This window comes from Bradyrhizobium sp. sGM-13 (genome assembly GCF_018398875.1).
In the GTDB taxonomy this organism is placed as follows: domain Bacteria; phylum Pseudomonadota; class Alphaproteobacteria; order Rhizobiales; family Xanthobacteraceae; genus Bradyrhizobium.
In genome coordinates this window covers 71,408-88,239 of record NZ_JAGWDK010000022.1, presented here as the reverse complement: position 1 = coordinate 88,239, position 16,832 = coordinate 71,408, and the positions used below count along the sequence as shown (strand labels likewise).

General features: G+C 62.7%; 16 protein-coding genes and 1 tRNA gene. 8 read left to right on the top strand and 9 right to left on the bottom strand.

Annotated elements, in window-relative coordinates; all coding sequences use genetic code 11:
* Positions 1-19: 19 nt before the first annotated feature.
* Positions 20-589: a hypothetical protein gene (locus tag KJQ96_RS27845; RefSeq protein ID WP_213289570.1), complete on the bottom strand. Its 570-nt coding sequence runs from the start codon at positions 587-589 to the stop codon at positions 20-22.
* Between the two features lie 326 nt (positions 590-915).
* Here KJQ96_RS27845 and KJQ96_RS27840 point away from each other — a divergent pair, with 326 nt between their 5' ends.
* On the top strand, positions 916-1,101 hold the full coding sequence (locus KJQ96_RS27840) for a hypothetical protein (protein WP_213289569.1): 186 nt from the start codon (positions 916-918) through the stop codon (positions 1,099-1,101).
* 120 nt (positions 1,102-1,221) lie between these two features.
* Here KJQ96_RS27840 and KJQ96_RS27835 read toward each other — a convergent pair whose 3' ends face one another.
* Together KJQ96_RS27835 and KJQ96_RS27830 are read right to left on the bottom strand one after the other, a co-directional pair.
* The gene (locus tag KJQ96_RS27835) at positions 1,222-1,539 is read right to left on the bottom strand and encodes a hypothetical protein (protein ID WP_213289568.1); all 318 of its coding nucleotides are present in this window, start codon (positions 1,537-1,539) and stop codon (positions 1,222-1,224) included.
* A complete protein-coding gene (locus KJQ96_RS27830) occupies positions 1,539-1,721 on the bottom strand; it encodes a hypothetical protein (RefSeq protein ID WP_213289567.1) in 183 nt (60 codons plus the stop codon). Before KJQ96_RS27830 ends, KJQ96_RS27835 begins: the two co-directional genes overlap by 1 nt.
* A 76-nt stretch (positions 1,722-1,797) precedes the next feature.
* Here KJQ96_RS27830 and KJQ96_RS27825 point away from each other — a divergent pair, with 76 nt between their 5' ends.
* Positions 1,798-3,495 (top strand): methyl-accepting chemotaxis protein, encoded by a 1,698-nt coding sequence (locus KJQ96_RS27825; RefSeq protein WP_213289566.1) that lies wholly within the window; start codon positions 1,798-1,800, stop codon positions 3,493-3,495.
* Between the two features lie 117 nt (positions 3,496-3,612).
* On the opposite strand, the gene KJQ96_RS27820 is transcribed toward KJQ96_RS27825, so the two are convergent.
* Positions 3,613-4,716: a transporter gene (locus KJQ96_RS27820; protein ID WP_213289565.1), complete on the bottom strand. Its 1,104-nt coding sequence runs from the start codon at positions 4,714-4,716 to the stop codon at positions 3,613-3,615.
* A gap of 387 nt (positions 4,717-5,103) precedes the next feature.
* On the opposite strand from KJQ96_RS27820, the gene KJQ96_RS27815 reads away from it, so the two are divergent.
* Both KJQ96_RS27815 and KJQ96_RS27810 read left to right on the top strand, forming a co-directional pair.
* Entirely contained in the window at positions 5,104-5,622 is a 519-nt protein-coding gene (locus tag KJQ96_RS27815) for a copper chaperone PCu(A)C (protein ID WP_213289564.1), read from the top strand.
* A 538-nt stretch (positions 5,623-6,160) separates the two neighbouring features.
* Complete coding sequence (locus tag KJQ96_RS27810) at positions 6,161-6,385, top strand: hypothetical protein (RefSeq protein WP_213289563.1); 225 nt, start codon at positions 6,161-6,163, stop codon at positions 6,383-6,385.
* A 162-nt stretch (positions 6,386-6,547) separates the two neighbouring features.
* Here KJQ96_RS27810 and fabA read toward each other — a convergent pair whose 3' ends face one another.
* A complete protein-coding gene (gene fabA / locus KJQ96_RS27805; RefSeq protein WP_213289612.1) occupies positions 6,548-7,078 on the bottom strand; it encodes a bifunctional 3-hydroxydecanoyl-ACP dehydratase/trans-2-decenoyl-ACP isomerase in 531 nt (176 codons plus the stop codon).
* Positions 7,079-7,289: 211 nt separating this feature from the next.
* Between fabA and KJQ96_RS27800 the strand changes: the two genes are divergently transcribed.
* Positions 7,290-8,618 (top strand): MFS transporter, encoded by a 1,329-nt coding sequence (locus tag KJQ96_RS27800; RefSeq protein ID WP_249734614.1) that lies wholly within the window; start codon positions 7,290-7,292, stop codon positions 8,616-8,618.
* 16 nt (positions 8,619-8,634) lie between these two features.
* Here the strand turns inward: KJQ96_RS27800 and KJQ96_RS40490 are convergent, their stop codons facing one another.
* Positions 8,635-8,862, bottom strand: coding sequence for an MAPEG family protein (locus tag KJQ96_RS40490; protein ID WP_375293210.1), 228 nt, complete (start codon positions 8,860-8,862; stop codon positions 8,635-8,637).
* Positions 8,863-9,249: 387 nt separating this feature from the next.
* Positions 9,250-9,326: transfer RNA gene (locus KJQ96_RS27790), tRNA-Arg, on the bottom strand.
* Positions 9,327-9,498: 172 nt separating this feature from the next.
* Here KJQ96_RS27790 and KJQ96_RS27785 point away from each other — a divergent pair.
* Positions 9,499-9,975, top strand: coding sequence for a universal stress protein (locus KJQ96_RS27785; protein ID WP_057844660.1), 477 nt, complete (start codon positions 9,499-9,501; stop codon positions 9,973-9,975).
* 19 nt (positions 9,976-9,994) lie between these two features.
* Here KJQ96_RS27785 and KJQ96_RS27780 read toward each other — a convergent pair whose 3' ends face one another.
* The gene (locus tag KJQ96_RS27780; RefSeq protein WP_213289562.1) at positions 9,995-10,402 is read right to left on the bottom strand and encodes a YccF domain-containing protein; all 408 of its coding nucleotides are present in this window, start codon (positions 10,400-10,402) and stop codon (positions 9,995-9,997) included.
* A 144-nt stretch (positions 10,403-10,546) separates the two neighbouring features.
* Here KJQ96_RS27780 and KJQ96_RS27775 point away from each other — a divergent pair, with 144 nt between their 5' ends.
* Positions 10,547-11,626: an LLM class flavin-dependent oxidoreductase gene (locus tag KJQ96_RS27775; protein ID WP_213289561.1), complete on the top strand. Its 1,080-nt coding sequence runs from the start codon at positions 10,547-10,549 to the stop codon at positions 11,624-11,626.
* A 209-nt stretch (positions 11,627-11,835) separates the two neighbouring features.
* The gene (locus tag KJQ96_RS27770; protein WP_249734612.1) at positions 11,836-13,734 is read left to right on the top strand and encodes a cyclic nucleotide-binding and patatin-like phospholipase domain-containing protein; all 1,899 of its coding nucleotides are present in this window, start codon (positions 11,836-11,838) and stop codon (positions 13,732-13,734) included.
* Here KJQ96_RS27770 and KJQ96_RS27765 read toward each other — a convergent pair.
* Entirely contained in the window at positions 13,647-16,757 is a 3,111-nt protein-coding gene (locus tag KJQ96_RS27765) for an EAL domain-containing protein (protein WP_375293209.1), read from the bottom strand. The two genes, KJQ96_RS27770 and KJQ96_RS27765, sit on opposite strands and share 88 nt — an antisense overlap.
* Between the last annotated feature and the right edge of the window lie 75 nt (positions 16,758-16,832).

Genomic DNA, 16,832 nt, shown 5'->3' with positions numbered 1-16,832 from the left:
CGTCGCTGCCGGCAGCCACTCACATGCGGCGCGCACGAATGTCGACTTCCTTCCGCCAGTTTTCGTTGTCCAAACTCCGCTCCGCCGTCCAATGAAAAGCCGTCGGTTCAATTTCGGAAAAGGTCCAGCGCATCGAGCCGCCTCGTGGATCCGGGCCTTCCTGCACAATATCTCGGTCTCTTGCGCGGCCGGTCTGTTGCGTGAAAACATTGGTCGCAGGGTCATTCCATAGAATGTGCCAAGCATCGAGATTCGGATCGTAGATGCGAAGCGTCGTTCCGTACCAATTTCCTGCCCCGGGGAGCTGCTCAATACCAGGGCGCCGTTGGTTGAGGCGCGGGATCATCCAAACGTCCTGTATGGCGCGGCCTTGCAGTATCCAGCCGGCGTGAATCTCGCCGCGACCGGCGTGGGTGGACCCGTCCTCAAGTATTGTAGTGACGTCCATCTCCCACTGACCGACGAGCCATGAATACAGTTCTAGCTTGGCCTTGCGCTCTGGATCCGGGCCATCGGCGTGGAGCACGCGAGGAAATGACGTGGTAAGCGAGCTTGGCGCTTGAGCATTTGTGGTATGCGCAGATGTCATCATAAACTCCTCTGACTCTAACGATCGGCTTCGCAGTGGGCCTCGATCCGATATTCCGTCGGGATCAAGCACAAAGGTCGCCGCATGGAACTTGCTCACTGTCACGGTCCGGTGCCGCGAAACTGAAGTGCATGCCTGGACGGGATCCGGATCACCCCTGAAGATGTGGCGCGGCGCCGGTTTTCGCTTGGGAAAAATTGCTAAATCTGATCTGGCTGGCCGGAACAGCCCGTTGCCCGCTCTGTTGGAGAACCTGAGACCGAATTGGTCGTTCTGGCGTTGTGGCACTCAAGATTGAGGTGTTGGCGTCTGGCCCGGGTTGGAGCGTGCGTGACGTGCTCTGCGACTACGCGCCGCACGACCACTCTTTCGTCGAGCAGCATGCCGGAACGGCAATCTTGCCAGTTGCGCAGGGAAGCTTTCAGTACCGGACGAAGGTTGGAGCCGCGACGCTCGTGCCAGGATCGCTTCTGCTCGGCAACGCCGGCAGCTACTACCGCGCGATCGGTTAGATATTTCCCGGTGGCCAACTCGAACAGGGAGCAGGTCCGTGAGCGCTTTGGCTGACACGGTTGCTGTTGTGGCTGGTGCGACGAGGCGCATCGGAAGGCGCTGCTCGCCGCTGATTGCGGCTAGGAGTCCTTCGGAGCCTTTTTCGAAGGCTTCTTCGCTGCCTTCGCCGCCGCCGCTTCCTCGGCCGCGTTCCTGATCGCCCGCGCGTAACTATCGGCAGTATTTTGCGCAGAGTTTTGCAGCCGCTTGGCTGCGGCCGTACCGAGTTCCATCGTGCTCTTGGCAATCAGCCGGAATTGGTCCCGCGTCTCCTTGTCCTTTGCCTTGGCCGCGCGGGCCATGATCTGGTCGCGCCGTTTCTTCACGGCTGCCATCAGGCTCTTGTTCTGCGCTTTTGCGATTTGCCGGATGACGACGTCGAGATCGGCTTCAGCCATTATGAGACACTCTTGCCGCACCATGCCCCGGTCAGGGTGCGCTGATACACTGGCGCATTACGGTTGATGAAGGAACAGGCGGCATTGTGTCGCCCTGGCGTGATGATTTCAAGCGCGATTTGGCAGCGGTGCGGCGTGGCGGCTTGCTCACCCTGAAGCTGACGCACAAAGCCGGGCGTCATGCCGGAAGGATCCGCCGATAACCGTCGGTTAACGTTGTGTTGCTACGCATTCGCAACCGACAGGAAAGGCAAGCGGATGCGAAACCTCACCGTCTATCAGCGCTTTGCGATGGTCATTGCGGCGTTGACGATCGTGCTGCTGGCCGTCTCCGCCTTGCAGATCCTGGTGCTGCGCGATGCGGTCCTGGCCGAGCGGCGCACTACGGTCCGCAATCTTGTCGAGGCCGCGACGAAGATCCTCGCCCAGTACGAGGCTGAGGCCAAGGCCGGCAAGATCGAGCCTGACCGGGCGCGCCAGATGGCCTTTGCTTCGATCGGCGCCATGCGTTGGGGTGAACACGCCGACTACATCGGCGTGTACGGCACGGGAAGCGCCGATGCCGGCGTCACCTATGTGCACGTCAATCCGAAATACATCAATGTCAACCGCTGGGAGTTCAAGGACAAGAGCGGCAAGCTGTTGATCCAGGACATCGTGCGAACCGCGCGCGCCGGCGGCGGCTTTGTCGAGTATCTGGCGCCCCGCTCCGCCGGCGGAGCCGAAGTTCGTAAGCTCGCCTATGTCGGGGCGTTTGGCGCAGGCGACAAGCTTCTCGCCATCCAGGCCGGCGTTTATGTCGACGACATCGACGCGGTGGTCTTCAGTCGGATGATCTGGGCCGGGATCGCCGGGCTGGCCGGACTGGCAATCGCAGCCTTCTCTGCATTCTGGCTCGGCCGCGGCATGGTCGTTCCGCTGAACAGAACCTGCTCGGCGATGGACGAACTGGTCAAGGGCAACCTTGCTGCCGAGATTCCGTTCGTCGACCGGACCAACGAGATCGGCCGGATTGCGCGAAGCCTCCAGATCTTCAAGGATCATCTGGTCGAAACCACGCGGCTGCGCACCGAACAGGAAGCGATGAAGACGCGTTCCGCCGAGGAGCGGCAAGCGGTTCTGTCCCGCATCGCCGACGAATTCGAGCGCAGCATCGGCGGGGTGATCCGGGGCACCGCAACGGCCGCCGACGAATTGCAGAATTCCGCTTCGTCGATGTCCACGATTGCAGTGGGAACGACAGATCAGAGCGCGAAGGTCGCAGCCGCCGCCGAGCAGACGGCGTCGAACGTGCAGACCGTTGCGGCGTCGGCGGAGGAATTGTCGTCCTCGATCCAGGAGATCGCGCGGCAGGTCACCCAATCTTCGTCAATTGCCCAGAATGCAGTTGGGCAGGCCAACCGGACGGAGGCCATGGTCGGCCGCCTGGTCGAGGCCTCGCAAAAGATCGGCGAGGTCATGGCGCTGATCCAGACCATCGCGGGACAGACGAATTTGCTGGCGTTGAACGCGACCATCGAAGCTGCGCGGGCCGGCGAGGCCGGTAGAGGCTTCGCCGTCGTCGCCAACGAGGTGAAGGCGCTGTCGTCGCAGACCGCCAAAGCTACCGACGAAATCACCAGTCAGATCCAGGAAATTCGCGATGCGACCGGTTCGACGGTCAACGCAATCCGTGAGATCGGCACCACGATCGGGCAGATGAACGAGATCGCAGGCTCCATTGCGGCCGCCGTCGAAGAGCAGGGCGCTGCGACCAACGAGATCGCCCGCAGCGTGCAGCAGGCGGCGCAAGGCGCCCAAGAGGTGATGCAAAACATCACGGGCGTGCGCGAAGCTTCGAGCAAAGTCGACGCTGCCGCGAACCTCGTGCTTAATGCCGCCGGTCAACTGACGTCGCAATCCGAGCAGCTCAAAACTGAAACCGGCAAATTCCTCGGCAACATTCGGGCCGCGTGAAAGTGGGCGCTAGCTTCGTCGTCATGCCCGGGCTTGTCCCGGGCATCCACGTCTTCGTATGCTGCAGCAACAAAGACGTGCATGGCCGGGACAAACGGCGGCTCGCGACCTCAGCGATTAGTTAAGCCGCGCGCCGATCCCCGTGAGCACGCGATAATCCGGCTTGGACTGAATGCCGTTGTGCTGGTTGATGACCGGCACGCCGACGGAGACGAAGCCGGAGAAGCGATCGAAGCCCACCCGCACGCCGGGCGAGAGATAGACCGTGGTGCCGCCCGAATTGGGATCCGGAATGCCGGCGATGCGCTGCTTGTCATGCCACTCGCCATTGAGTTCGAGGACGAGGTCCAGCGTGTAGGGCGTCTTCTTCATGTCGCTGTGGTCGTGATTGGCATGATAGAGACAATGCTCCTGTAGCTGGTTGCGCGGCTGCATGCAGTATTCATGCAGCTCCACCTCTTTCGCCGAGCCGGTCGGCCCGACCAGGCGATACGACACGGCGGTCCCGAACAGGAAGCGGTCGCCGAGATTGGTGTCCTGCGTGCCCGTGCTGATCAGGTAATAGAGGCCGCTCACGTCGAACGACCAGCGGCCAGCACGCTTGGTGACGGCGGCGCCGAACAGGCCATCCCACGAGCCGGAGCCCGGCTGAAATTGGGCTTGGAAGAGTTGACCGGTAGCATCACGCTGGTTGGTGCTGCCGGTCGGCGCCTTGAAACCGAACAGCACGGCGGCCGACGTCCCGCTCTGCGCGTTACTGTGGAAACGATACTGCCCGAGCATGGTGACGTCGCCGAACCCCGCCGAATTGCCGCGCCGGTTGATGCCGTCGGGGCTCATGAGGCTGCCCATGTCGCTCGCATCCATCATGCCCATATGGCCGCCGCTCAGCATGTCATGCCCGGGCTCACGGATATCCGAGCGCCGCACGCCGGCCGCGCGAACGGCAACGGTCAGGTCGTTGGTGATGCCGTAGGCGACTGAAAGCGAGACGCTGTCGATCGAGCGGATCGAATGCGCGTGCGTGCCCCGGCTCGCCGCGGCCAGCAGGTCGGCATCGCTGAGTTGGCCCAGTCGGATGAACTCGTAGCGGATCGATGCGGCGATCAGTCCTTCGGAAAGCGTGTCGGCCGAGATGGTGTTGATGGGCCCGCCGCTGCCGGTATTGCCGCCGCCCCCGGGATGATGCGCTTCTGCGGGAGCGGTGAGAAAAAGTATCATGGATGAAAAGATGCCGGCCGCCGGCCGTCTAAGATATGCACGCACTTACGCCCCCTGTACTCACTGTCCGGCGATTAGCCATCGCAATCGGGCGCGAGATTGACTGGATCTAGCGAGAAGCGCGGCTGGCTGGCGACCGAAGCGAAGCGGAAAAGCGAACGCACCGTCGCCGGCGTGACCTCTGTGTGGCTGACGCGTGTTGGGCGAATGGCGAGAGAGGCGCAATCGTTTGCTTGGTTGTATGCCCAGGGTCGCTCGCGTCACAGCGCAGTGGCCGCAATCACGTCCGGCAGTGGCCGTAATCACGGCGAGCGCCAGCCGTAATCGCGTCTGATTGATTCTCTACACGCTTCACGGTCCAGCGCGCGTATCGGAGTAGGACCAATTATGACAACCGTCGTCAGAGATATCTTTGTATTTGTCACCGCGGCTATTTTTATCGCAGCGAGTTTGCTCATTGCGACCAGCGCCGGCGCGCACGAGTTCAAGGTCGGCGCGCTCGATATCGGTCATCCCTGGTCGCGCCCGACCCCGAAAGACGCTAATATCGCGGGCGGCTATTTCACCATCACCAACAAGGGAAAGACTGCGGATCGTCTGATCGGCGGCACCTCGCCCGCGGCAAGCCAGATCGAGGTGCACGAGGTGGTCGATGTGGACGGTATGGCGAAGACGCGTCCGCTCGCGAACGGTCTTGAGATTAAGCCCGGCAAGACCGTGGAGCTCAAGCCCGGCGCCTATCGCATCCTGCTGATGGGCCTCAAGGAGCCGTTCGTGATTGGCCAGAAGGTGAAGGGCACGCTGGTGTTCGAGAAGGCCGGGCCCGTCGATATCATCTACAACGTCGAGGAGAACGTCGGGGCCGCCGTCAGTGGCGTCAGTGGTGTCGCGCACAAGCACCATTAGCGCAGTCGCACTCTGCCAGGATCCCAAGCCGTGTCCAACTCGAGCCAAATGTCGCTCGTCGCCGTCGGCAGACCGCCGCCGTCACGGCAGAGAACGCAGGCTACCTGGCGGATTGCCGCCGCGGTCTTGTCCGCATCACTTCTCGGTATCGGACTGGCCTACTGTGCCTGCATATTGCTGATCCCGGCCGCAGGGCATGGGAGCAGCGCGTCCTTCTCTTCAGCCAACGATCGTTCGCAAGGTGTGATCTGCTCAAGCAGCAATTCGCTGCAGGCAGCTCGCGCCAATGAGTGAACCGGTCGAGCTTGGCCCGACTTGTCCGGCATCGAGATAGTTTGCGCGTTATCGCGGCGCGGCCGCACGCATGTCCGCAGGCGCGGGTGCTGGCGGCATTGCCGTGGCAAGCCGCGTCCATCCCCTGCGCGCCCGCCATCAACAGTTCGGAAACCACACGCGCTCTCTTCCAGTCCCGCTAACTAATCGAAAATCGTTCTACCGCAAATTCGTACCCGGGAAAGGGAATGGGGAGATCCAAACAATGAACGGCCTGGCCATCATGGAAAACGTTCGCCGCTACCGCACAATCGCATCGTTGTACCGCCAGACCGCGGCCTTCCGGCCGCTTCATAGCGGTTCTCTGCTGGCGCAAGCCAGGGAATGGGAGCATCGCGCCGTAGCGGAGCTGGAAGCCTATTATGAGGCTTTCTGTCAGGCCGCTTCCGGCAATACGCCAACCCACTCCGCAACCCGCGCGGTGAACTGACGGCGGTGCGCTCCGAAGTTAACGAATTCAGGCGGCGTGGGTAAGATCCATTTACCTTCGCCGTCCCAGATGGGTAACTCGATCGATCCAACTGCCACCCTCGACAGTGATACGATCGAAATTTACGGCAGCCCGCTTGCAGCTTCTTTCCTGGGCTGCGTATCAGCTCGCCGGCGCTATCAGTCCGACCCGCATATCCCTGGCGATATAGACCCATGTGTCGTCGGCAAAGACACGGCCGTTCGCAATTCCAACAGCCAGTTTGCCGCGCCGGACATGGCGCATGCTGACCTCGTAGCGCACGCGCTTGACGTCCGGCTTGATGTCGCCTCGGAATTTCACCTCGCCGACGCCGACCGCGCGACCTTTGCCCGGTGACCCCGACCAGCCGAGCCAATAGCCGATGATCTGCCACATGGCATCCAGACCCAGACACCCAGGCATCACAGGGTCGCCGGCAAAGTGATAGTCAAAGAACCAGAGGTTCGGCGTGATATCGAGCTCGCCGATGACATGGCCCTTGCCGAATTCGCCGCCGTATAAGCTGATCTCGATGATCCGGTCCATCATCAGCATGGGCGGTGCAGGGAGCTGCGCATTGCCCGGGCCGAAATAACCGCCTTCGCTCGACTTGAGCAGATCCTCTCTTGTGTAGGACGATTGCGGAGCGTGAAAGTCGCGCGGGTTGGACACGGCCATGTCACCTCTGACGATGTTTAGCGGGCGGTTGTCAAATGTGCTTTCCGTAGCCTGACTTCAAGCCAAAGTTTCCGCCGCATGCCGTCGGGATCGCGCTCGATGGTTAGCAATGGTCCGCGCGGCGCGCATCCGCACGCCGGGCGCGAAACTTCTTATGATCTACGGTCTTATCAACACATTCTGGATACAATGAATCTGGACTCTGATGACTGTTGGGTCGATCCGGATGCCGAAGACCTTGCGCCCGATCGTGTCGTTGCTCCTGGGGCTCGCATTCCTGCTGGCGGGCAGCGGCCTGCAATTCACGTTACTGCCGTTGCGCGGCAGCGCGGAAGGTTTTGACGATCTTGCGCTCGGCGTCATCAGCTCGGCCTATTATGTCGGCTTCGTCAGCGGCTGTTTCCTCGCGCCTTATCTGATCCAGCGCGCGGGACACATTCGCGCTTTTACAGCGATGGTGGCGGTGGCGGCGGCCGTGGCGCTTGCCCACGCGCTCGCGCCGGTGGTCGTGGCCTGGATAGTTTTCCGCGGCGTAACCGGCCTCTGCCTCGCCGGTCTGTACCTGGTGGTCGAGAGCTGGCTCAACGATCGCGCCTCCAACGAGACTCGCGGGCTCGTGCTGTCGGCCTACGTGATGGTCAATTATGGTGCCATCACATTTGGTCAGGCCCTGGTGACGCTTTATCCGATCGCTGAGGCTGGAAACTTCATGGTGGCCGCTATGCTTTCCTCGCTGGCCATCGTTCCGGTGGCCCTGACCCGTGCGGCGCAACCAGCACCGATTACTACCGTCAGCTTTCGCGTCGGACAGCTGTATCGCGCGGCACCCGTCGCGCTGGTCGCAAGTTTCATGATTGGCGCAGCTAACGGTGCATTCTGGGGCCTTGCGCCGCTGTCGGCCGCCGGTAGCGGCCTCAGCATCGATCAGGTGGCGCTGTTCATGAGTACGGCGGTGCTGGCAGGAGCGATCGTCCAGTGGCCGGTAGGCCGTCTGTCCGACCGCGTCGATCGCCGCCTGGTGCTGCTCGTTCTCTTGATCGGAGCCGCCGTCGCGGGCGTTGCCTCGTGGCTGATCTCCGCATCCGGAATGATGCTGCTGCTGTTCGGTATTCTCTTCGGGGCGCTCGCGCTGCCCGGCTATTCGCTTGCCGCGGCTCATGCCTATGACAAGACCCCAGCGAGTGATGTCGTGCCGATCGCCGCCACGATCCTGCTCACCAACGGCCTCGGTTCAGTGGTCGGACCGCTCATTGCCGCGGCCTTCATGTCGGCGGAAGGGCCACGCGCCTTGTTCCTGTTCACCGCGATGGTCCAGGCGTTGCTTGCGGCCTACGTTTTGTATCGGACGCAGGTGCAGGTTTCGCTCGCTTCGCCACAGAAGACCGACTTCGATCTTGCCTCGACAGCACTCGTGGGTACGGTGGTCACGCACGATGCGCTGGACCCGGCCGATCCCTCGATTATTATCCCCGAGGCCTATGCGCGCACGCCCATGCAAGCCAATGCCAGATCGACTCCGTCGTCGGAGAGCTGACCTTCGGCTCGCCGCTTCAGCCGTGCCTACGCAAACGAGGCCCGAGCCGGTGCCATCGGCGCTTAGCGCGGCACGAAAGGCGCCGCCGGACCGCGAGCATGCCAAAGGCGGCGATGTTCCAGAACAGCGAGCGGATGAACGGTATTCCGGATATATAAAGCGCGGTGTAAGCGATGCGCCCGCCGATATAGGCAATCGATCCCCAATGGGCCAGCTCATTGTGAACGCCTGCCGCCTGAACAATGAGAACCGCTGCGCCAAAAGAACGGAAACATCTCCATGTAGTTGACGTCGCGCGGGCTCGCAGCTCATTTGAGGCCGTACTGCGCGTTTGCGGCCTGCGCCGCAGCGACGAGCTGACGGAAGCCCCAAAGAGTTGCGGTTGCCAGCACCATTAGCTCGAAGCTCATGCCCATCCTGTGTCCCCTTTCAAAAAGGTGCGGCCGGCTTTCAGCATGCCGCGTTACCCCGCATTTCTCGCGAGATTAAGTGCATCGGGGCCTGCGAATCAGCGAACGTTGTTGTGCGCCGGTCGCTATACGGTTGTCGAGGATATCCGCTTCCGGGCGACCTCTTCGGTCGCCGTGAATTCGCAGAAGGGGCGAGATTGGGCGCCAGTAACGTACTGAACTGGCGCACCCGACACGATTCGAACGTGTGACCTTTGCCTTCGGAGGGCAACGCTCTATCCAGCTGAGCTACGGGTGCAACAGGGCTTCATTTAGCTGATTGGCCGGGCAGGGGCAACCGGCCCTTCCGGGGCTGGTGAGACGAAGGTGGCACGACGCTGGCCACATTCCTTAACAAAATTCCGGCCCCTTCCCGTTAATTGGTGGTAATCTTGCCGCGTTGAACTTTTCGCCATGGATGGGGACGTCCGATGTATAAGAAGGTTCTTCTCGCCTATGACGGTTCGGTCGAGGGGCGGCGCGCGTTGCGGGAGGGCGCAAAGCTCGCACAACTCTGCCGTTCCGAGGTCTTTTTGCTCGCCGTCGTCGAGGTTTCCTCGATCATGACGCCAGAGGCCGGGCTTACCATCCCGATCGAGCTGCAGACCGAAGATTACAAGGCCATCCTGAACGAAGGCGCCGAGCGGCTGAAGGCGCTGGGATTTACGCCGACCGTGCGGCTTGAAGTCGGCGATGCCGGGCAGAAAATTGCCGAGGTCGCCGAAGAAATCGGCGCGCATCTGGTTGTCGTTGGGCATCGCCCGCAGGGGGCGCTGGCGCGCTGGTTCGGCTCGATCGGCAGCTACCTGGTCAAGCGGCTGCGCTGCAGCGTGCTGGTCGCCCAGACCGAAATCAGCGACGCCGAATTCGAGCGGTTGAAACCGGCGGAAACGGTGGCCTCGGGATAGCCGTAAGGCTGCGCCGAACTTAGTTCGCGGGAACGATGATCTTGCCGATCGGCCACAGCGCGATGCCGGCAAGTTTTAAGTGCGCCCAGGCAAAGGGAATGCCGATGATGGTTACGGCCAGCAGCACGGCCGTGACGACATGCCCGAGCGCCAGCCACCATCCCGCCAGCACCAGCCAGATGATGTTGCCGATCACCCCGAGCGGTCCGGTGCCGATATCTTCTTGGCCCGTATAGGCGTCGCGCGAGATCGCCGTGAAGCCGAACGGGAACAAGGTGTACGCCGCGATATTGAACGCGGCCCGCGCCCAGGGAATGCCGATGATCGTGATCGCCATGACGACGGACGCGACCAGCCAGCCGAACGCCATCCACGCGCCACCGAGAACGACCCAGATCACATTGAGGAGCAGTGAGACCGGTGACATGGATGCTATCCCTATGTTGACGCAATGCTGACGAAACCGCGCTGCGGGCGAACCCGATTGCCCCAAGCCCAGCAGACGCTAGACTGATTCCCACGACGATCAAGCAACAAGCGCGCCAAAGAGCACGTCAAGGGAGAAGCGTTCATGCGTCCGCTCGAATTCGGCTGGTATCTGCCCACGCATGGCGACACCACGGCCTATGGCCTGATGGAAGCGCAGATTCCGGGATCTCCTGAACTGTGCGACCGCGTGGTGCAGGCGGCGGAGAAGGCCGGCTTCGAATATCTCCTGATCCCGGTCGGTTCCGTGTGCTGGGAAGCCTGGATCACGGGCGCGTTCATGGCGGCGCGCTCGTCGTCGATCAAGCCGCTGATCGCAGCGCGCCCCGGCTATATCAATCCGGTGCTGCTGGCGAAGATGATCTCGACCTTCGACCAAATGTCGGGCGGGCGGATCTGCATCAATCTGATCGCCGGTCAGAACGAAAGCGAGGTCGAGGGCGAGGGCGTCCGTTATCCGAAGGAAGCGCGCTACGAATTGATGGAAGAGGAAGTCTCGATCCTGAAGCCGCTGTGGACGACGCGCGGGCCGGTGAATTTCGAAGGCAAGTTTCACAAACTATCGGCTGCGCACATCCGCCCGCGCCCGCACCAGCAGCCGTTTCCAAAGTTCTATCTCGGCGGCGGCTCGCGCCAGGCCTGGGAACTGTCGGCCAAACATTCCGACGTGCATCTGTTCTGGGGCGATCTACCGGAACAGATCGCCTCGAATATCGCCGAGATCAGGGAGATGGCGCGCGCGCATGGCCGCGAGAACGACATCGGCTTCGGCATGCGCCTTCAAGTGATCTGCCGCGAGAACGAGGCGGACGCTTGGCAGGCCGCCGATCAACTGGTACGGCATGCGACCGAGCGGCAGAAGCAGGAAATGAAAACGCTTTACAACAAATCGGAAGCGAACCAGCGGGTGCAGCAGCTCGCCCGCGAACATGGCGATCTCCTGCTGCCGCATCTGTGGACCGGCATTACAAAAGCCCGCCCCGGCGCCGGCATTGCCGTCGTCGGCAATCCGGTCCAGTGCGCCGACATGCTGCAGCAGTTCGTCGACACCGGCTGCCACTCGTTCTGCCCGTCCGGCTATCTGCATGACGAGGAGGCCGAGCGTTTTGGCCGGCTGATCCGGCCCATTCTCGCCGAGAACAATCGCGGCCGGTGGGCGGCGTAGCGCGGACGGCGGATGCCGGCCGTCATGCTGCAGTGCAGCCGAAGCCGGATGACGCCGGGCGCATTGCTGCGCTGCGCCGAGGCACACTCTTTATATCGCTCGCGATATCGCTCGCGGTGGTGTGTGGGCGGCGCTAAAGTCGGGCCGCGAATTCAACTGGGTACCGCCAAATGAGTGGATCGAGCTCGGTACTTGCGTGGAGCTCCGCGTTGGAGGAATTCGCGCTGTTTCGAACGCTCAGTTCCGAACAGCGGCTAAAGGCCCTCAACGCCATGGTCCGCCAGGATCTGGTGCGCGGGCAAATGCTGGTCGCGCAAGGCGGGCCGTCGGACTCGCTCTTCCTGGTGCTGCACGGCGCGCTGGCGGTGCGCAAGACCGGCTATCTCGAACCGATCGCCGAGCTTCGCGCCGGCGAACTGGTCGGCGAAATCGGCTTCTTCGCCGATGTGCCGCGCACCGCGGATGTGATCGCCATCCGCGACACCAGCGTGCTGGCGTTGACGCGTCCGGCCTATCAGAAGCTCGTCGAGGAGGCTCCCGCCATCGTCGAGGCGCTGCTCGCGGCGCTGGCGCGGCGGTTCGCCAAGGAGACCGCGCGCATCGCGCCGTTCCCCACCTCGCCGAAAGCACGAACGGTGGCGCTGATCGACGGCGGATTGGAGCCTCTGCCGGAAACCTTCGATCGCCGGATGCGCGAGGGGCTGGCAGCGACCCATGCCGAGATCGTCGATGCCGCCCGCCTGCAGGCGATGTTTCCCGGGCGCGCGCTCGATGCGCATGAAGTCACCGAATGGCTCAACAGGCTCGAACATACCGCGCCGTTGGTCGTCTATCTCGGCGGCCGCGAGGCTCAGGCCTGGGCGCGCAAGGCCATCCGTCAGGCCGACATGGTCGTGTTCGCCTGTCGCGGGGATGCGCCCGCGGCCCCATTGACGGAAATCGAGGCGTTCGCCTGCGAGGTTCATTCGATTTCGGCTCGACGTCTCGTCCGCATCCATGACCGGCGAAGCGGCGAGGTCTCCGGCACCGCTGCCTGGCTCGCCCGGCTGCCGGCCTTCATGCACCACCATGTCGCGCTCGAAGACCAGGTCGATATCGACAGCCTGATCCGTTTTCTGTGCGGCCGCGCCGTCGGCTTCGTCGCTGCCGGCGGCGGCAGTTTTGGAACCGCGCATGTCGGAATCTACAAGGCCTTTCGCGAACGCGGCGTGATGTTCGATATCTTTGTCGGCACCAGCGTCGGCTCGGCCATGGTCGCCGGCTTTGCCAAAAATTTAGAAGCCGAGCATCTCGAGCATGGCACGCATGAAATCTTCGTCAGGAGCCGAAGCTTTCGGCGGCCGACCTGGCCGCGCTATGCGCTGTTGGATCACAAGGCGTTCGATCGCGCGCTCGCGCAACAATACGGCCGTGACTGCCGGATCGAGGATTGCTGGCGGCCGTTCGCGGCCGTCGCCACCAACCTTTCGACGCACAATCTCGAACTGATCCGCACGGGGCGGCTCTGGCAGGCGGTCCGCGCATCGAGCGCGATCCCCGGACTGTTGCCGCCGTTCTACACGGCTGAGGGCGCGATGCTGGTCGATGGATGTCTGATCGACAACGTGCCGCTGGCCTCGATGCATCAGCTCAAGAGCGGCCCCAATCTGGTCGTGCATTTCGGCGAGCCGGCGGCTGAGATGTTCGACGTCGATTATGCCTCGCTGCCGGGACGGCTGGAACTGATCGCCGCCATGCTGACGCCGTTTCGTAAAAAACTGCTTCCGGCCGCGCCGAGCGCGGTGAACGTGCTGTGGCGAAGCCTCGTGGCGCATCAGCGCTACGATACCTTGCCGGTCGGGCCGTTCGATACGGTGATGCGGCCGCCGCTACCGCTCGATATCGATGTGACGGATTTCGATCGCCACACGGAAATCTTTGAAGCTTCCTACCTCTGGGCCAAGGAGGCCATCGCGGCGCTGGAGGCGGGGGGCAGTTCGGCCATCGCAGCCATCCTCGACGCCGGCGCACTGGAACGGCGTCAGGCGACGGCCGTCGCCGCGGTCTCCAATCGCGCGCCCAGCAACCGCCTCGCATCGGCCGCCGGCTTCGGTGCGCTGAACAGGTAGCCCTGCATCTGGGTGCAGCCGAGTTGGCGCAGCAGCTCGCGCTGCTGCTCGGTTTCGACGCCTTCCGCCGTCGTGGTCATGTTGCGGGCGGCTGCAATGTTCACCACCGCCTGCACGATCGCCGCCGAACCGTCGACCTCGATGTCGCTGACGAAGCAGCGGTCGATCTTGATCTTGTCGAACGGGAATCGTTTCAGATAGCTCAGCGAGGAGAAGCCGGTGCCGAAATCGTCGAGCGCGATGCGCACGCCGATGGCCCGAAGCTGATGCAGGATGGCGAGAGCCGTTTCGTCGTCATGGATCAGCACCGCCTCAGTGATTTCGATCTCGAGCCGGTCGGGCGGCAGGCCGGAGGCAGCCAGCGCGCCGGTGATCCGCAGCGCTAGCGTCGGCGACTTCAACTGGATCGGAGAAACGTTGACGGCGAGCCTGACCCGGGACGGCCAGCCGGCCGCCTCGGCGCAGGCGGTCTGCATGACCCAATCGCCGAGTTCGTTGATCAGGCCGGTATCTTCGGCAATCGGGATGAATTCGGCCGGAGAGACCATGCCCCGTTCGGGATGCCGCCAACGCAACAGCGCTTCGCAGCCCGTCACCTCCCCGCTCGCGAGATCGAGCAGCGGCTGGTAATGAATTTCGAAGCCGCCGTCGGCCAACGCCTGTCGCAGATCCTGCTCCATCGTGAGCCGTGCCTGGGCGCGCGCATCCATCGCTGGCTCGAAGAAGCGATGGGTGCGGCGTCCCTCGGCCTTGGCGGCGTACATGGCAAGGTCGGCGTGCTTGATCAACTGGTCGAGTTCGATGCCGTCCTCCGGCGCGAGCGCGATGCCGATGCTCGCATCAGTCGAGAGATGATGGCCGAGGCACCGATAGGGCTGCCGTATCGCCTCGTAAACGCGGGTCACGAATTCCTCGACCTCCGTGCGGCCGCCGATCGCGGTCTGGATCACAGCGAATTCGTCGCCGCCGAGACGGGCGATCAGATCGCCGGGCTTGATGCAGTCCTTGAGGCAGGCTGCGACCGCCTTCAGGAGTTCGTCGCCGACATGGTGTCCGAGCGAGTCGTTGATGCCCTTGAACTCGTCGATGTCGATATAGAGCAATGCGAATCGCTCGCCGCCTGCGGCCTTGCGAAGCTCGCACTCGATCTGCTCGCGGAACAGTACCCGGTTCGGAAGGTCGGTCAGCGCGTCGTAATGCGCCAGATGCGCGATCTTGTCGTTGGCAAGCCGGCGTTCGGTAACGTCGTCGACGACGTTGATGATGTAATGCGCCTGGCCCGCCGCGTTGCGGATTCCGAGCCGTTTGGAGGTGACGTAGCGCGGGCCCATTCCCTGGGTTTCCCAGACATGCTCGTCCTTGAACAGGCCGTCGGGAGATTGCAGCGTTTTCTCTTCGTCGGCCGCGATGATCTCGGCGGCGGCCTGCGGAAAGATGTCGGAGGCCGTCCTGCCGATGATCAGGTCGCGCGAGATGCCGAATTGGGCTTCCGCCACGCGGTTGACCAGCAGATAGCGCCGGTCGTGCACGTCCTTCACGGTGATCTGGGAGGGAATGTGATCGATGATCTGGCTCAGGAAGGCGTAGTTGCGGTCGCGCTCCTGCTCGAGGTTGCGCCGCTCGGTGATGTCTTCCATGGTGGCGATCCAGCCGCCATCCGCCAGAGGCTTTCTCACCGTCAGGAATGTGCGCCCGTCGGCGCATTGGGTGACGCTGTGACTCGCCTCTCCTCGCGCGATGTTCTGCACGACCGAATCGCAGAACTCATCAATGTCGCCATCGAACGAGCCGCGATCCTTGCGATGCTGCATCAGGTCGCGAAGATGGCAGCCGGGCTTGACCACGTCTACCGACAGATTGTGCATGTCGATGTAGCGCTGGTTGAAGGTGACGAGGCGAGCCGAGGCGTCGAACGTTGCCAGACCCTGAATCATGTTGTTCAGGGCGGTATCGAGCCGGCCTCGCTCCGTTTCCAGCCGCTGCTGTGCTTCGCGGCTCTGCTGGGTGATCTGCCGGATGATCAGGAACAGGATCAGGGCAATCACCACAGCGGACAGCGTTGCTGCGATGAGCAGGAACGTGGTTTGCTCCTGCCAGTCGGCGAGTGCGGCGGCAACCGTGTTGGTCGCGACCACCACGCCCGAGTAATGCGCGAGCGGAGCCGCAGATCCCAGCCTGGCAGTCTGGTCGATCGGACTTTGCACGCGCAGCGTCTGCGCGCCGCCGCTTTCCCGCACGCGCTGCAGCAGCGGCGCGTTCGAAAAGTTCTGACCGATCAGTGCGTCGACACGCGGATAGCGGGCCAGCAAGGTGCCGTCGGCATGAAACATCGAAATGGCGGCGCTGGATCCGAGCGCAACGGAAGCGAAGAATTTTTCGTAGTTGGCGGGGTTGATGCGCCGCGTCATAACGCCGAGGAAGATGCCGTCGTCGCCCTTCAATCGATGGGCGATAACGGAATTCAGGTTGCCCGTAAGATAGCTGCGAACCGACTCGGCCAGAATGGAGGGTGATCGCGAATCGAACTTGAAGCTCTTGAAATAAGCCCGCTCGGAAATGTTGAGCTTGGGCGCCGGCAGCGGCCGCGACCAGTTGATCATGTCTCCATTGGAATCGAAGATCGAGATGTCGCCGAGATAGGACAAGACGCCCGCCTTCGATCTCAGGATCTCGTGCGCTTCCGCGCTCGCGACGCGTTGCCGGAATTCCTTCTCCGAGCCGATGCCGGAAATCTGCAGCCGGGAGATCACGTCGTCGGCGAGCGTGTCGGAGTCCTCGAACTGCTGGTCGAAATGGCGGGCGAGCAGAAGAACGGTGTTCTCCAGCTCGCGCTCGCTGTTGACAAGCGCGCGCTCACGGAACTCGCCGGTCATCATGATGGTGCCGACGAAAATCGCCGCGACCAGCAAGCCGCCGCAAAGGGTCAGCCACAACACCGGGCCCCGGATCGTTGCGGCAAGGTGCCGTCCGGCGGCCACGGTCCGCGCCTTCATGCCTCGCAGGTGGTGAAACAGGTCGCGCATTCTCCCTTCTCCCCGGGACCATGCATACGATGCGCGCATGTCACAAGCCGTTAGGAAATCCGGTTACCTAAGCCT

Coding starts and splice junctions, on each gene's coding strand:
- KJQ96_RS27845 (WP_213289570.1), bottom strand. CDS start 589: ATGACATCTGCGCATACCACAAATGCTCAAGCGCCAAGCTCGCTTACC.
- KJQ96_RS27835 (WP_213289568.1), bottom strand. CDS start 1,539: ATGGCTGAAGCCGATCTCGACGTCGTCATCCGGCAAATCGCAAAAGCG.
- KJQ96_RS27830 (WP_213289567.1), bottom strand. CDS start 1,721: ATGACGCCCGGCTTTGTGCGTCAGCTTCAGGGTGAGCAAGCCGCCACG.
- KJQ96_RS27825 (WP_213289566.1), top strand. CDS start 1,798: ATGCGAAACCTCACCGTCTATCAGCGCTTTGCGATGGTCATTGCGGCG.
- KJQ96_RS27820 (WP_213289565.1), bottom strand. CDS start 4,716: ATGATACTTTTTCTCACCGCTCCCGCAGAAGCGCATCATCCCGGGGGC.
- KJQ96_RS27815 (WP_213289564.1), top strand. CDS start 5,104: ATGACAACCGTCGTCAGAGATATCTTTGTATTTGTCACCGCGGCTATT.
- KJQ96_RS27810 (WP_213289563.1), top strand. CDS start 6,161: ATGAACGGCCTGGCCATCATGGAAAACGTTCGCCGCTACCGCACAATC.
- KJQ96_RS27800 (WP_249734614.1), top strand. CDS start 7,290: ATGACTGTTGGGTCGATCCGGATGCCGAAGACCTTGCGCCCGATCGTG.
- KJQ96_RS27785 (WP_057844660.1), top strand. CDS start 9,499: ATGTATAAGAAGGTTCTTCTCGCCTATGACGGTTCGGTCGAGGGGCGG.
- KJQ96_RS27780 (WP_213289562.1), bottom strand. CDS start 10,402: ATGTCACCGGTCTCACTGCTCCTCAATGTGATCTGGGTCGTTCTCGGT.
- KJQ96_RS27775 (WP_213289561.1), top strand. CDS start 10,547: ATGCGTCCGCTCGAATTCGGCTGGTATCTGCCCACGCATGGCGACACC.
- KJQ96_RS27765 (WP_375293209.1), bottom strand. CDS start 16,757: ATGCGCGACCTGTTTCACCACCTGCGAGGCATGAAGGCGCGGACCGTG.